Source organism: Streptomyces sp. NPDC004838 (assembly GCF_053600955.1).
The window spans coordinates 1-15,240 of record NZ_JBSGAW010000022.1 but is presented as its reverse complement, the minus strand read 5'-3'; the positions used below and the strand labels follow the sequence as shown (position 1 = coordinate 15,240).

The 15,240-nt window shown below is 71.8% G+C and carries 10 protein-coding genes and 1 pseudogene; 6 read left to right on the top strand and 5 right to left on the bottom strand.

Annotated features, from left to right (window positions below; translation table 11 throughout):
* The first annotated feature begins 84 nt into the window (after positions 1 to 84).
* Complete coding sequence (locus tag ACWEFL_RS23720; protein ID WP_451716011.1) at positions 85 to 585, top strand: hypothetical protein; 501 nt, start codon at positions 85 to 87, stop codon at positions 583 to 585.
* A 164-nt stretch (positions 586 to 749) separates the two neighbouring features.
* Here the strand turns inward: ACWEFL_RS23720 and ACWEFL_RS23715 are convergent, their stop codons facing one another.
* From ACWEFL_RS23715 to ACWEFL_RS23700, 4 genes and pseudogenes are all read right to left on the bottom strand, one after another.
* The gene (locus ACWEFL_RS23715) at positions 750 to 2,936 is read right to left on the bottom strand and encodes a terpene synthase family protein (protein WP_451716009.1); all 2,187 of its coding nucleotides are present in this window, start codon (positions 2,934 to 2,936) and stop codon (positions 750 to 752) included.
* A 218-nt stretch (positions 2,937 to 3,154) separates the two neighbouring features.
* Positions 3,155 to 5,104: an N-acetylmuramoyl-L-alanine amidase gene (locus tag ACWEFL_RS23710; protein ID WP_451716296.1), complete on the bottom strand. Its 1,950-nt coding sequence runs from the start codon at positions 5,102 to 5,104 to the stop codon at positions 3,155 to 3,157.
* Positions 5,105 to 5,518: 414 nt separating this feature from the next.
* A pseudogene (locus ACWEFL_RS23705) lies at positions 5,519 to 5,695 on the bottom strand (phosphate acyltransferase); the annotation flags it as partial.
* A 294-nt stretch (positions 5,696 to 5,989) separates the two neighbouring features.
* Entirely contained in the window at positions 5,990 to 7,114 is a 1,125-nt protein-coding gene (locus tag ACWEFL_RS23700) for an aminoglycoside phosphotransferase family protein (protein ID WP_451716007.1), read from the bottom strand.
* A 231-nt stretch (positions 7,115 to 7,345) separates the two neighbouring features.
* Here ACWEFL_RS23700 and ACWEFL_RS23695 point away from each other — a divergent pair, with 231 nt between their 5' ends.
* Positions 7,346 to 8,848 (top strand): DNA-binding protein NsdB, encoded by a 1,503-nt coding sequence (locus ACWEFL_RS23695; RefSeq protein WP_451716004.1) that lies wholly within the window; start codon positions 7,346 to 7,348, stop codon positions 8,846 to 8,848.
* Positions 8,849 to 9,014: 166 nt separating this feature from the next.
* Here the strand turns inward: ACWEFL_RS23695 and ACWEFL_RS23690 are convergent, their stop codons facing one another.
* Entirely contained in the window at positions 9,015 to 10,457 is a 1,443-nt protein-coding gene (locus tag ACWEFL_RS23690; RefSeq protein ID WP_451716002.1) for a PP2C family protein-serine/threonine phosphatase, read from the bottom strand.
* Positions 10,458 to 10,991: 534 nt separating this feature from the next.
* Here ACWEFL_RS23690 and ligA point away from each other — a divergent pair.
* From ligA to ACWEFL_RS23670, 4 genes are all read left to right on the top strand, one after another.
* A complete protein-coding gene (ligA, locus tag ACWEFL_RS23685) occupies positions 10,992 to 13,127 on the top strand; it encodes an NAD-dependent DNA ligase LigA (RefSeq protein ID WP_451715999.1) in 2,136 nt (711 codons plus the stop codon).
* A gap of 237 nt (positions 13,128 to 13,364) precedes the next feature.
* Positions 13,365 to 14,186 (top strand): siderophore-interacting protein, encoded by an 822-nt coding sequence (locus ACWEFL_RS23680; protein WP_451716293.1) that lies wholly within the window; start codon positions 13,365 to 13,367, stop codon positions 14,184 to 14,186.
* A 31-nt stretch (positions 14,187 to 14,217) separates the two neighbouring features.
* On the top strand, positions 14,218 to 14,595 hold the full coding sequence (locus ACWEFL_RS23675; protein WP_451715996.1) for a VOC family protein: 378 nt from the start codon (positions 14,218 to 14,220) through the stop codon (positions 14,593 to 14,595).
* A 41-nt stretch (positions 14,596 to 14,636) separates the two neighbouring features.
* A complete protein-coding gene (locus tag ACWEFL_RS23670) occupies positions 14,637 to 15,167 on the top strand; it encodes a GNAT family N-acetyltransferase (RefSeq protein WP_451715993.1) in 531 nt (176 codons plus the stop codon).
* The last annotated feature ends 73 nt before the right edge of the window (positions 15,168 to 15,240 follow it).

The window sequence follows — 15,240 nt, the reverse complement described above, 5'->3', positions numbered from 1 at the left end:
GCGACCGTTCGGGCGTTCCCGGCCGAGCCGTCCGGGACGCCGCCCCGGCTCGGCCGGGGACGCCCTTACCCGTACCATTGCGGTATGTCCTTCCTCCGCCGCCGCAACGCCGCCACACCCGCGGGCCCGGACTTCGACGTCCTGGCCATGGACCCGGGGGACTGGCCCGGCAACCTCGGCGCGGGGCTGCTGCCCGCACCCGACGGGACCTGCCAGGGAGTCTTCCTCCGCTACGACCTGTTCGGCGGTCGCGGACCCGCGATGATCATCGGCAATCTGCCCGAGGGCTCCCCGGCGCGGGAGACCGAGGAGGGGCAGATCCCGTTCGAGGTGGCGCAGCTTCTGGTGGCCTTGGAGAACGAGGAGCCGGTGCATGTGGTGAGCACGGAGGACATTCCGGTGATGCAGGGGGACAACCTCCTGATCGTGCGCAGGCTGAAGCTCTCCGAGAGCCGGATCTCCTGCGTGCAGTTCGACCGCAGCGACCAGGTCCTGGTGACCATCGCCAGCTGGGACCGGCCGATCACCGACGATCTGTACGCGCTGCTCAAGCCGCTCCCCGCGGAACTGTTCCAGCAGGGCTGACCCCACCCGGCGGACACCGGACCAGCACCGGGACCGGACTGGCACCAGGACCGGACCGGGACCGTGCCCCGGACCGCGCGCCGCGCGAGCCCACACCGGCTCCACGGCGCGCGATCGTCACTCCGGCCCGCCGGGCGCGCCGACGCCCGGTCCGCGCGCCGCCCTCAGCGCGCCAGCAGGGCCGCGACCCGCGCCGCCGCCGTGCCCAGCCCGGCCGGCCGGCCCAGCAGCGCCGTGCCCGCTCCCGAGCGCACCTCGTCCTCGCGGTAGCGGCGAACCCCCCGGTGCCAGTTCAGAATCCCCGCGAGCCAGTCCTCCAACTCGCCCACATAGGCGTCGAGCGCCCTCCGCGCGCTCTCGTCCAGGTCGAAGTCCTCGTACAGCAGGGGCAGCTCATGCTCCTTGACATGGAGGAACTGCCGCAGCCGCCCGCGCATCAGATCGTCCACGATGCCGACGGCGGCCGGATAGTCGCACCCGAAGAACGTCTGCACCACCAGCACCGCATTGTGCAGCTCGCCCTCGACCTCGATCTCCTTCTGGTACGAGAAGAGGTCGTTCATCAGACACGCGTAGTCCGCTGCCGAGTTCTCCAGAGCGGTCACCGTTCCGCTGCTCAGGACCTCGGGCGGAAGTTCGCTCTCGTGCCGCAGCTTGGAGAGCAGCATCGTCAGATCCGATCCGAAGGTGCACCGCCGCATCTCGACATAGTCGACCGGGTCGGGGACGCGGTGCTGCGCCTGGTTGTGCAGCTCCCAGAGCCAGCTCTCCAGCATCACGTCGATGGCGGTACGCAGCTTCCGCCGCGCGTCCCGGCTCATCGGGCCGGTGGTGCGCACCCACAGATCGGCGAGCGCGCGCTCCATCGGACTCACCGCCGACGCCGGAGCCGACGCGGGCTCGTCGACCGGCATGCACGTCATGAGCCGCTCGTTGCAGAGTTTCGCCCCCACGAGATTGCGCGGCCGGCCGAACACCATCGGGTAGTAGTCGTCGGCGTACGTGCCCCAGGTCAGCCACTCCGCGCTCAGCTCCAGCTCCTCGGCGGTGGCGTCCGGGTCCAGCCCGGCCGCGCAGAGCGCGAAGTCGAAGCCGCGCAGCATCGGCCCGTCCCAGATGTCGCCGAGCAGACCCATCCGGTCCGCCCAGGCGACGGACTTGTCCCGCGCGTCCTCGTGGTGCGGGCTGACGGAGAGCGGGAACGGAAGGTCGAACTCCGGCAGCAGCGAGGGCCCGGTCCGCTGATGCGGAACATGGGTGAAGGTCCGCAGCCGGGCCGCGGCCGGGCGGCCGAACAGGGCCCTGACGTCGAGCGCGGACGTGCCGAGGACGCCGGCGACCAGGGACCGCCCGGTGTCGACGCCCTTGTTCATATAGCGGCTGGAGCGCATATGCCACTCCTGTCCGCCGGCCTGCCAGTCCTGCAGGCCCTTCGCGTACAGCGCCACCGCCGCGCACTCGGCCGGAGTGAGCCTGTTCTCCAGACAGAGCGCGGGGATCTCGGTGAGAGCGGTGTTCTCGAACTGCTGGAGCCGGGACGTCAGCAGATCGTTGACGGTCTCCGCCGCCTCCTGGGTCGTACAGCCGAGGAAGGTCTCCAGCACGAGGACACCGTTGCTGAGTTCGCCCTCTTCCTCGACCTCGCGCTGGTACGAGAACAGGTCGTTGCGCAGATGCACCCCGTCGGCGAAGGCGTCGGTCAGCACGCGCAGCGGACGGGACAGCGCCACCGACGCCGGAAGCTCCGCCCCCGCCGCGAACTCCACGAGCTGGGCGGACCAGGGCGCGCCGCCCACCTTGCGGCGCATCTCGATGTACTCGACCGGGTTGGCGATCCGCCCCTCGTTGATGTTGGACAGCTCCCAGAGGGACTCGTTGAGGAGATTCCGCGTCGACTCGGCGAACCGGGCCCGCCACTGCGGACCCATGTGCGGCACCGTCCGCGCCCAGAGGTCGGCGAGCCCCGCCTCGACGGGGTTCGTCGGCTCGGGCGTCTCCTCGCCGGGGTCCATCGGCATGAACGCGGGCAGCCGGTCCAGATACGCCTTGCCGCCCTCCCGGTCCTGGCTGCGTTTGAAGATCTCCAGGAAGTGATCGTCGAAGAAGAAGACCCACACGTACCAGTCGGTGACCAGCGACAGCACATCGGCGTCGCAGTCCGGGTGGGTGTACGAGCACAACCCGGCGTAGTCGTGCGCTTCGAGGTCGTGCTCCTCCCAGATGCCGGATCCCTCCAGCATGCCCATCCCGCGCGCCCACTCCCTGGTGTGGGTCCGAGCCGTCTCGATATGCGGATTGAGCCGTGCCGGATACGGCACATAGAAGTCGGGCAGGACGAACGGCTGAGCCATACGTGCCGGGCCTTTCGGATCGGGCGGAAAGCTACCGGCCAGGCTCTACCCCTCGCCCGTACGGACCACGCACCGAGATCCAATAGTCACACCGGCATATAGTCGGACACGGTGCGCCATCGGGCCCCTGACCAGTGACGCACGCGGATCGTCGCAGTGGCGCCATCGTTCGTACGGGTGTCCTCCCGTACGTGTGTGCGGCCCGGTCGCTCACACGCTCACCCTGTATGCCCCGCCCTCCTCACCACCCGTACGTCCGCCGCCTTCACGAAGGCGACCCGGTGCCCGAACTGGATCTCGTAGTACTTCTCCCGACCGCGCACCACCCGGTGAGCCGAGGTGTCGAACCCCTGCGCGTACAGAAACTCACCGGGCACCTTGCCCCCGGACACATACCTCTGGCCCGCCGGAAGCCGGTACGGCAGCGGGGACGCCGGCTGGACCGGCACGCCCGCCGGATAAGCCGCCGCCTCCGGGTAGGCACGCCCGTACACGGGGATCTCGGCGAGGCCCGGCCTCGGCGTCAGGAGAACCCCGCGCGCGCCCACCGCCGTCCGCTCTCCGCGCGGATTGCGGAACCACGCCTTCAGGCCCAGATACCAGATCGCCGTCCACTCACCCCGGCGCTCCGCCACCGCGTACCGCTGGCCCGTCGACGCCCGCGCACCCGTGTCATGGACCCCGGTGGTGGAGTCGCCGCCGTCGGGCCGCAGACCGATGTCCTTGATCAGCGGAGCTCCGGCGGAGGGCGCCGTATGCAGCCTGACCGCGCCGGAGCCGTGGGGCGGACACGCCCGGCCGGCCGTGTCGCAGCCGGTGTGGAGAGGCCGGTGCGCGGCGTACTCGGGGAGGATGGTGACCAGTTCGGCGTCCGGTCCGGCGGTGGGGACGAACGGCGCGCCGAGCAGTTCGAAGTAGTGCGCCCAGTCCCAGTACGGGCCGGGGTCGGTGTGCATCCCGCGGATCTGCCCGGCCGTGGGGCCCGGCACATTGTCGTGTCCGATGATGTGCTGCCGGTCCAGCGGAATGCCGTAACGCTTCGCCAGATACCGCACCAGGCGGGCCGAGGCGCGGTACACGGCCTCCGTGTACCAGGCGTCGGGCGCGGCCAGGAACCCCTCGTGCTCCAGCCCGACCGAGGCCGCGTTCACATACCAGTTGCCGGCATGCCAGGCCACGTCCTTGAGCGGCACATGCTGGGCGATGTGCCCGTCCGACGAGCGCAGGGTGTACTGCCAGGACACATACGCCGGATCCCGCACCAGCCGGACAGCCGAGTCCCAGTAGCCCTCGACGTCATGGACGACGATGTACCTCACCCGTTGGGACCGGGGCCGGTCCGCCTGGTCGTGGTTGCCGTAGTCGCCCTCGCCGAACTCCTCGTACGGCGCGGGGATCCACTCGCACGCCACCGTCCGCGGACACTCGGTCCTCCGGGCGTCGGCCGTGCGGAGCCCGAGCCGGGCCGCCCGCGCGGGATCGGGCACCGCGCCGGGGTCGGCCGGCAGGGTGACGCGCTCGCCGCTGTCGGTGGTGCGGGAAACGCCCGTACGGATCACCTCGAACACCTCGTTGGCGTACGCCGCCGCGGTCGCCGTGTCGTCCGCGGCGGAGAAACGCGCGACCGCGCCGTACCAGTCGGCCGGACTCCCGCTCGGGGGACCGCCCAACCGCCGCTGGGCGTCCGCGAGGAGAGCCGCGCCACCGAGCACATTGGCCGCCGGACGCTCGCGTAACCGCCTGGCGTCGATACCGGAGAGCCGGGCGGCCCGCTCCAGGGTCCGGAGCCCGGCGGGCAGCGGTGACAGTTCGTGCCGAGCGGAACCGGCAGGCCGCAGCGGTGCGCGGGAGTCGTCGCCGCGTAGGTCCCCGGTGCCGTGCCCGGTGCGCGAAAGCCCGGCCGCCGCGGTCCGGGCGTCGGTGAGATGCATCGGACCGTAGCCGCCCGTCACGCTCGGCGCGCCACCGTGTGTGTCCCACCGGGACTGGAGGTACGACACGCCGAGGAGCACGCTCTCCGGCACGCCGTAGCGCTCGGCGGCCGACGCGAACGCCCGCTGGAGCGCGCCCGCCGGGGCAAGGCCGCCCGGTACGGCGTGCGCGGGCGGGCCGGCCGGGAGCAGCGGGAGCAGCAGCACGGCCGATGCCGCCGTGCTCCCGGCACTCAGCAGCCGACGGCCCGCGCCGCGCCGACGAGGGCTGCCGGGAGGGACGCCCCCGGATCGTTCGTACCGGTCGGGGCGTCGGGGGTGTGGGGCGGCGGATCCATGCAAGGCGGCCTCCGGGGGCGGACGGTGCGCGGCGGGCTGCGGCGTCGGACGGTCCGTCAATCATGCGTCGGCGCACGGGCTCTGCCCGTCAGGACACGTGTCGGCGGGTTGCGTCGCCGAGGCCGCGCGGTCGGGTCCGTATGCCGTACGCCGTCACCAGCGCAGACAGGTGACGGCGTACGGAACGCGCGGGACACGCGCAACGTACCCGGATCGCCCGGGGCACCCGGAACCGCGAGGCCGATGGTGCGGCGGGGTCGGGTGCCCCGGGCGTTCCAGGTGCGGGCGTCCGTACGAGGCCGGGCGCGGGCGTCATACGGGCTCGGCCCGCGCCGTTCCCGCGGGCCGCCCGGCCACCGCCTCCGGCTGGGCCTGGATCGCCGTGATCGCGACCGTGTTCACGATGTCCCCGACGAGAGCGTCGCGCGACAGATCGTTCACCTGCTTGCGCAGCCCCTGCATCACCGGACCGACCGCCACCGCGCCCGCCCGCCCGGTCGAGGCGAATCGCGAGCGGCCACGCACGCGTCGTCGTCGTCACGTCCCGAGCGCGTGTACTGGGCGCTGAGCCGCTCGAGGATCCGGCCGGTGCCGGTGCCGGTGCCGGTGTCCGTAGTGGACGCGGTGGGCGACGGCGTGTCCTCCGGGCCCTCCGCCCGGGGAGGCAGGAGCCGGCGTGTCGGCCCCCGAGGTCGCCCAGTTCCGTCCGACGGCGTGTCGGTCGCCGACGGCCCCCGGCCCGCGGACCACGCCCCGGCCGGTCTCCGCCGGTCCGACGGAGGGTCAGCGGGTGCCGACCGCGGCCCGAACCGCCCGCCGTGCCATGGCGCAGTCGTCGTGCAGCCGCCTCAGCAGCAGCCGCTGCACCTCACCGGACGACGGGCCGCCTGGCGCGGAGCCGTTGCCGCCGCCCACGGGCGTGGCCTCCCGCATCGTCCGCTGGACCGCCGTCTCGTAGGTACGGATCTCCCGTGTCAGCACGAGCATCAGATTCACCAGGAACGCGTCGCGCGCCGCGGGCCCCTCCCGCTGTGCGAGCTGGCTGATCCACCGCCGCTCCGACGGGGCGTCCCCGAGCACCGACCACAGGGTGGCCAGATCGTAGCCCGGCAGGTACCAGCCCGCGTGCTCCCAGTCGACCATCACCGGGCCGGCGGGCGACAGCAGGATGTTGGAGAGCAGCGCGTCACCGTGACAGAACTGCCCCCTGCTTCCCCGGCCGCTCGCGTACGCCAGCCCGTGCAGCAGCTTCTGCAGATCCCCCCGGTCGCGATCGGTGAACAGCCCCAGCTCGTGGTAGCGCGCGATCCGGGAGGCGTAGTCGAGGGGGGCCTCGAACAGCCCGGCGGGCGGTCGCCAGGCGTTGAGCCGGGTGATCGCGCCGACCGCGGCCCTGACATCGGCATGGGGCGGGGCCTCGGCCGGGTGCCGGGTCAGGGCCGCCGCACGGCCCGCCATCCGCTCGATGACCAGTGCGCAGTTGTCCGGGTCGGCGGCGATCAGCCGCGGAGCGCGCACCGGGGGACGGTGCCGGACGAACGCGCGGTAAGCAGCTATTTCGTGGCGGAACCGCTCCGCCCACACGGGCGAGTGGTCCAGCAGGCACTTGGCGACCGCCGTCGCGCGTCCGGTCGTGCCGACGATCAGTACGGAGCGTCCGCTGCGCCGCAGCACCTGCACCGGGTTGAACTCCGGGCAGATCCGGTGAACCGAGGCGACCGCCATCCGCAACTGCGCGCCCTGAGGGCCGGACAAGTCGATTCTCCCGCTGAGGGGCTGGCCCACCACCGCGCCCGGCCGCCGATACCGACCGGCGTGCGTGGGGTCGAGATACGGTCCGGTTCCGGCCGTGACAGCGGAGCGCTGCGGCCGGTGCGGGGCGGACACGGAGGACGATGCTGCGTACATGGGGTGACAGATCCCTTCGTGCGCCGACAGTCTGCGTGCGCGACCCCGCCCCGGCGGCCGGTCACACCCTGGGGAGTGCGATCGGCTACCGGGCCGGGGTGGCGCGTTCCTACGTCACACCAGAGCGTGGGTGGCACACCATCTGGCGAACCCTGGCGAACCCTGGCGAATAGTCGCCACGCCACTGACGGAGGGTTACTGTCAACTCAGCCGAGAACCTGGGGGCTTTACGTGACCGGAGGACCCAACACCCGCCTGAACGACCTGTTCGGCCTGGCCGGATGGTCGAAGGGGGAACTCGCGAGGCTGGTCAACCGGCAGGCGGCGGCCATGGGCCATCCGCAGCTGGCGACCGACACCTCGCGAGTGCGGCGGTGGATCGACATGGGGGAGACCCCGCGCGACCCCGTGCCGCGAGTGCTGGCGGCTCTGTTCACCGAGCGGCTCGGCCGTGTCGTGACCACCGAGGATCTCGGGTTCGTACGGAGCGGGAGAGCGGGCAGACGGAAGGACGGACGCGGCGCCGAGAACGCCGCGAACCCAGACGGCCTTCCCTGGCCGCCCGACCGGACGGCAGCGGTCCTCACTGAATTCACGGGAATGGACCTCATGCTCAACCGACGCGGCTTGGTGGGCGCGGGCGCCGCGCTCGCCGCAGGCTCCGCACTCAGCAGTGCCATGCACGACTGGCTGCACACCGACCCCGCACTCGTCGGGGACGCCCCCTACACCGACACTCTTCTGCACGCCGACCCCGCTGGGTACGACCGCTATGAGGCCGCCCCCATCGGGTCGCAGGAGATCGAGGCACTGGAGCGTTCCGTCGAGGTGTTCCGCGCGTGGGACGCCGCACGCGGCGGCGGACTCCAGCGCAAGGCGGTCGTGGGGCAGCTCAACGAAGTGGGCGGCATGCTCGCCTACCGACATCCCGACCATCTCCAGCGGCGTCTGTGGGGCGTCGCCGCCAACCTCGCCGTACTCGCCGGCTGGATGTCCCACGACGTCGGCCTCGAACCCACCGCCCAGAAGTACTTCGTCATCGCCGCCCACGCGGCGCGCGAGGGCGGCGACCGCCCCCGCGCGGGTGAGGCGCTCTCCCGCGCCGCCCGGCAGATGGTCCATCTCGGCCGGCCCGACGACGCCCTCGACCTGATGAAGCTCGCCAAGTCCGGCTCCGGGGAACAGACCCTGCCGCGTACGCGGGCGATGCTGTACACCATCGAGGCGTGGGCGCACGCGTCGAAGGGGCACGGCCAGGCCATGCGCCGCACTCTCGGTGAGGCGGAGGAACTGTTCGTGTCCGACAAGAACGATGTGCCGCCGCCCAGTTGGATGCAGATGTTCGACGAGGCGGATCTGCACGGGATGGAGGCGCTGGCCTACCGCACGTTCGCCGAACACGATCCCTCGGCCGCGGGCATCGCGCAGCGCCACGCGAAGAAGGCGCTGGAACTACGTGCAGGCGGACGGCAGCGCTCGAAGATCTTCGACTTCATCTCACTGGCGTCGGCTTGCTTCATCGCCGACGATCCCGAGGAGGCCGACCGGTACGCCAGGCTCGCGCTGGTCTCGATGGGGGAGACCTCGTCGCACCGGACCTGGGACAGGCTCCGGGAGATGTACCGGCTGACCGGGCAGTACGCCAAGTACGAGAAGATCGCGGATCTGCGGGAGGAGATCCGGCAGGCGCTGCCCGACAGCCCGTCGAAGAGAGCGAGGGCCGCGGAGATCTAGGCTCGGTCGTGGCGTCCTCGGCGCGGAAGACGGGACTCCTGCGGCGCGGCCCGCGTGACGCCTCAAGGCAGGACCCGGTTCCGGGACATGGACCCGGAACCGACTCCCGTGCGTGGCGAACCCCTGCGGACCGGGCCGATGCCGGCGCGGCCGCACGGACAGTCCGTCACGAACCGATGCGCGCGACCATCACACAGGCATCGTCCTGACGGTCGTCCGCACCGAACAGCTCGACGACTATGCGTACGGCTGCCCGTGCGTCCCGGACCGCGGCGAACCGTGGTGCCAGCGCGAGCAGCCGCTCCCTGTCGTCGTCGCGGACGCCGGTACGCGTCAGCCCGTCGGTGTGCAGCACCAGCAGATCGCCCGGCAGCAGCTCCACCTCGGCCTGCCCGTACTCCGCGCACGAGGTCGCGCCGAGCAGGACCCCGTCCGGCGGGGGCAGCACCCGGCCCGTCCCATGACGGAACAACAGGGGGGCCGGGTGTCCCGCCTGCGCCCATGACAGGGTCCGGCTCGCCGGGTCGAACCGGCAGCACACGGCGCTGCCCAGGGCGGGCTGGGCGGATGTCTCCATCAGCTGATTGAGATGGAGCATCAGCCGCGCGGGCTCGATGCCCGCCACGGCCATACCGCGCAGCGCGCCGAGGAGCATCGCCATGGACGAGGTGGCCGTGACCCCGTGCCCCGTGAGATCGCCGACGCTCAGCAGGGAAGCGCCCGAGGGCAGTTGCAGCGCGTCGTACCAGTCCCCACCGATCAGCGCGCTGTTCGCGGACGGAAAGTAGTGCGCCGCCACGTCGAGTTCCGCCGCGCCGCCCAGCGGGAACTGGAGCGAACCCCGCCAGGGCGGCAGCACCGCTTCCTGCATCTCGACCGCGATCCGGTGCTCGGTGCGCTCGAAGTGCCGGTGACGGTCGAACGAGTCACGGCTCTCCCGTACGGCCGCCTCACTGCGGCGCAGGGCGCTCACGTCCCTGAGCACCGCCCACATGGAGGCGGTCGAGCCGTCGGCGTCCAGTACGGGCTCGCCCGTCATATGGACGGTGCGCACCTCGCCGTCGGGCCGGACCAGGCGGAACTCGCCGTCGATCGGGCGGCCGTCGACGAGACAGCCGGTCACCATCGCGGTGAGCAGGGACTGGTCCTCCTGGTGCACCACGGACGGCAGCTCGTCCAGGGTCATGGGGCCGTTCGCGGGGGAGCGCCCGAGGATTCGGTACAGCTCGTCGGACCAGCTCACCTCGTCGGTCAGGAGATTCCACTCGGCGCTTCCGACCCGGCTGAGGAGCGATCCGGCTCTCCGCGCCCGTTCGGAATCGCGTTCGGTCAGAGGGCGGACGTCCTGCGGGGCGTCGGTACCGGTTCCGTCCGGGACGCCCTCCCTCAGCTGCCCCAGGTGGGCTCCGAGGTCGTCCAGCTGATGGACCGCCAGATCGCAGAGCGCCCGCTGCCACCGGCCGTGCGGGTCGTCCTCGTCCGTGAGGGAGTCCCGGCGTACGGCGTCCACGTCTCCTCGCAGCCGGCGCGTCCGGGTGATCAGGGAGTCGACGGCGCCGCGCTCCGGCGGCTGCGGGGCTGGACGGTCCGCGAACACATGGGACGGCATGTCGTACTCCGATACAGGCGTGGCCTCGGCCAGGTCTGAGACACGGTCTGAGCGATGGACCGTTACGACTGTTGCACAGGGAGCGAAAGCTCGTAAGGCATTCGGCAACACTCGGCAAGGTGGTGCCACAGGCATATGCCATGGGCGTGGCGGTCCGTGTTCTCCTGGTGATGATCAACACCTGTGTACCCTGTCGGACCGCCTCAGCGGAAGAGGCCGGGACCAGAAGACCTCCATGCCGGCCGTCGCCCCTGAGCAGGGGACGGCGGATGGGGCGGCGGAGGGGACGGCGAGCCGGGCGTGATCCGGGTCGACGAGGTGTCAGGGACGCTGCTCGCACCGGGACTCGTCAACATGACCCATGTGTCCGAACCCGGCGGCCGCCGCGCCCTCCGCAGCTCCCTGTGGCGGCATACGGCCCAGGGGCGGCGGATGTCCTTCCACCAGGGGGCGCCGACCCGGCACCGCGTAGCGGGAATCGGAGAAAACCGCTGGTCAGGGTCATTGTCAGTGGTGGGCTTCACTATGGGATCCATGACGATCACACCTGCGGCGCCCCTCTCACCCACCTCGCCCGCCGCTCCCGCCGGGGCCGCTGTGCCGGCCGGCCCCGCCGCGTACGCGGAGGCGGTCGAGACCGCGGTGAGTGCCGCCGCCGCGTACTACGCCTCGGGGGAGAGCGCCCTCGACGACGACGCGTACGACCTCCTGGTGCGTGGTATCGCGGCCTATGAGGAGGCCCACCCCGACCAGGTGTCGCCCGACTCGCCGACCGGGAAAGTCGCGGGCGGCGCGGACGTGGGGGATGTGCCGCACACCGTGCCGATGCTGTCCCTGGACAACGTCTTCTCCGCCGAGCAACTGCTCTCGTGGACGGCCTCCCTCGAACGGCGGATCGACCGGCCCGTCGAGCGGTGGAGCGTCGAGGCGAAGCTGGACGGCCTCGCGGTAGCGGCTCGTTACGAGGAAGGCCGGCTCGCCCGGCTGATCACCCGCGGCGACGGCACCGCGGGAGAGGACGTCTCCCACGCGATCGGCACCATCACCGGCCTGCCCGACCGGCTCGCCCAGGCCGTCACCGTGGAGGTGCGCGGCGAAGTCCTGATGACGAACGAGCAGTTCCAGCGAGCCAACATCGTGCGCACAGCCCACGGCGGCTCCCCGTTCGCCAATCCGCGCAACGGCGCGGCGGGCACGCTGCGAGCCAGGGACCGGGAGTACCGCGTCGAGATGACCTTCTTCGGATACGGGGTGCTGCCGCTGCCCGGGACCGCGCGAGCACTCGCCGAAGAGCTGGGACAGTGGCCGCACAGCACCCTTGTGGAGTACATCGGGACCCTGGGCGTGCACACGGCCGCGTCCACCCCCGTCGCACCCCGCGTCCTCGCGGACGCCGAATCCGTCCGGGCCCGGATCGACGAGATCGCGGCCCTCCGGCCCGAGCTGCCGTTCGGCATCGACGGCATCGTCATCAAGGCCGACGCGGCGGCCGACCGGGCCGCCGCCGGATCCGGTTCACGGGCGCCGCGCTGGGCCGTCGCCTACAAACTGCCCGCTGTGGAGAAGATCACCACACTGCTGGACGTGGAGTGGAACGTCGGGCGCACCGGGGCCATCGCGCCCCGCGCCGTACTGGAGCCGGTCGAGATCGACGGATCGACCGTCACCTACGCCACCCTCCACAACCCCGCGGACATCACCCGCCGGAATCTGCGCATCGGCGACAAGGTGATGGTCCACAAGGCCGGGGACATCATTCCGCGCGTCGAGGCGCCGGTCGTCCACCTGCGGACCGGGAGCGAGAAGCCGATCGCCTTCCCCGAGGTGTGCCCGCAGTGCGGCTCCGGCATCGACGCCTCCGAACAGCGCTGGCGCTGTGTGCGCGGACGTGACTGTCGGCTCGTCGCCTCCGTCTCGTACGCGGCCGGCCGCGACCAGCTCGACATCGAGGGCCTCGGCACCACTCGCGTGGTCCAGCTCGTGGACGCGGGCCTGGTCGGTGACTTCGCGGACCTCTTCACTCTCCGCCGCGAACAACTGCTCGGTCTGGAGCGGATGGGTGAGACCAGCACGGACAATCTGCTGGCGGCCATCGCGACGGCGAAGACCCGCCCGCTCTCCCGGGTGTTCTGCGCCCTCGGCGTTCGCGGCACGGGGCGCTCGATGTCCCGCCGTATCGCGCGCCACTTCGCCACCATGGAGCACATCAGGGCCGCCGACGCCGAAGCGCTTCAGCGGGTCGAGGGCATCGGCGTCGAGAAGGCGAGGCTGGTCGTCGCCGAACTCGCGGAGCTGGCACCGGTCATCGACAAGCTGATCGCCGCGGGCGTCTCCATGACCGAGCCCGGCGCGACCCCGCCCGCCGCCACGGCCGACGGGGATGCCGACGACGGGCACACCGACCCCGCCGCCGGGAAGGGTCCGCTGGACGGGATGAGCGTCGTGGTCACCGGAGCCATGACGGGAGCGCTGGAGAAACTCACCCGCAACCAGATGAACGAACTCGTGGAGCGGGCAGGAGGCAAGTCCTCCTCCTCGGTCTCCCGGCGCACCTCGCTCCTGGTGGCCGGAGAGAACGCGGGCTCCAAGCGGGCGAAGGCCGAACAGTTCGGCACCCGGACGGTCACGCCCGACGAGTTCGCCGGGATGGTGGCGCAGTTCCTGGAGTGACCGCCGCCCGGACCGGCCGACGGTGAGGGGTGACGGCACGCGCTCCGCACGGCCGCCGGTCGACGTCGATCCGCCGCGCCCGGCCCAGGGCGGGCGATGCCGCCCCCGTGGGCGAAGGCCGGCCGGTCCGTGTCCCTCAGCGTGATGCCTCTTCACGGCCATGGTGAGGTTAGGGTGGCCTAAGTTATGGTGTGGTTGTTCCGGGAGGGCGTGGCGGGACCGAGGGAGGGAGTCGTCGTGGGGCATGGCTGGGAGGGCGTCGTCCTCAAGCTGATGCGCGGCAGGGACTTCGTGTTCACCGTGACCGGCGCGGAAGACGTCGCCGAGCACTTCCGGCGGGTCCACTTCACCGACGGCGGCATGCTGGCCCTGACCGGAATCCACCCCACCATGTGGGTCCGCGTCTGGTTCGACAACGCAGGGAAACCGCATCAGCGCGCCTACACCCTGGTGGACCCGGACCCTGAAGCGGGCACGTTCAGCCTGGAGTTCGCCCTGCACCCCGGCCGCGCGAGCGAGTGGGCGCGCAAGGCGCGGCCGGGCGACACCGTCGAGGCGACCCTCCAGGGCACCGGCTTCACCGTCCCCTCACCCCCGCCGTCCCGGCTCTTCGTCATCGGCGACCCCGCCTCGCTCCCCGCGATCAACTCCCTGCTCGACGCGCTCCCCGAGGTCCCGGCGACCATCTGGTTCGAGACCTCGCACGACACGGACGACCGACCGCCGCTCCGGCTGGACGCCACACGGCACGAACTGCGGACCGTCCCACGTCGGGAGGCCGGGAAGTACCTCGTCCGCGAAGTCAGGTCGGCGCTTCCGGGCCTGCTGGGCGACTCCTCGGGGGCGTACCTCTGGATCGCCTGCGACACCGTGACGACGCGTACCCTCGCGACGTACGCGCGCAAGGAACTCGCCCTTCCCAAGCACCGGGTCAACGCCCTCGGATACTGGCGCCCGGCGACCCGGTCCGCTGCGGCCGCGTCCGCTCCGGGCCGTACCGCCACGCCGGACACCCGGCGCGGTGACGGGGCCGGGTGCGATGATCAGCCGGGGCGTTGACGCTCCTTCCCGGCCCGAGTCAGGAGACGCCATGCCCGCCCCGCCCCGCTTCACTCTCGCCACCGTGGTCCTCGACTGCGGCGACGCCCACGCCCTCGCCGACTTCTACCGGCGGCTGCTCGGCTGGGAGGTGAAGGCGAGCGAGCCCGACTGGGTACTGCTCCGCGACCCCGCCGGCGGGGTCGGGCTCGCCTGCCAGGGGGAGCGGGACTACGAGCCCCCGCGCTGGCCCGAGGAGCCGGGAGCCCAGCAGAAGATGCTCCATCTCGACATCCGGGTCGAGGAACTGGACCCCGCCGCCCGGCGCGCCGTGTCCCTCGGCGCGCGCGAGGCCGCCCTCCAGCCGAACGATGATGTGCGCGTCCTGCTGGATCCCGCGGGCCACCCCTTCTGTCTCTTCGTCGACTGACGGCCTTCATCGGCCGAGCGGCCACATGTAATACTCCCTACATGAGTTCACCCATGACCAGGGCTGGTCAGGCGGCACGCGGGGAAGGCATACGGATCAGCAGGGCTACCGCGCGGGACTCCAAGCGGCTCACGGCGATGGTGCGCCGCTCACGGGCCTACGAGGGCCGGTACGCCTCGATCGTCGCCGGATACTCGGTGGGGCCCGACTACATCGAGACCCATCAGGTCCATATGGCCGTCCGCGCGGACGGCGGCCTGCTCGGCTTCTACGCCCTGCTGCTGACCCCGCCCGAACTGGATCTGATGTTCGTCGCGGACGAGGCGCAGGGCCTCGGTCTGGGCCGGCGGCTCATCGGCCATATGCTCGGCGAGGCGCGCCGCGCCGGGCTCTCCACCGTGCGGGTCGTCTCCCACCCGCCCGCCGAGGGGTTCTACCTCGGCGTGGGCGCGGAACGGACCGGAACGGTCCGCGCGGATCCGCCGGTGGTGGGCTGGGACCGACCCGAGCTGGCCTTCTCGATCACGAAGGACGGAACGGGTGGGAGCCGTCGCGGGTGCACGGCAGCGTGAGGATCTCCGTTCCGGTCTCCGTCACGACCAGCGTGTGCTCGAACTGCGCGGTCCGCTTCCGGTCCTTCGTCAC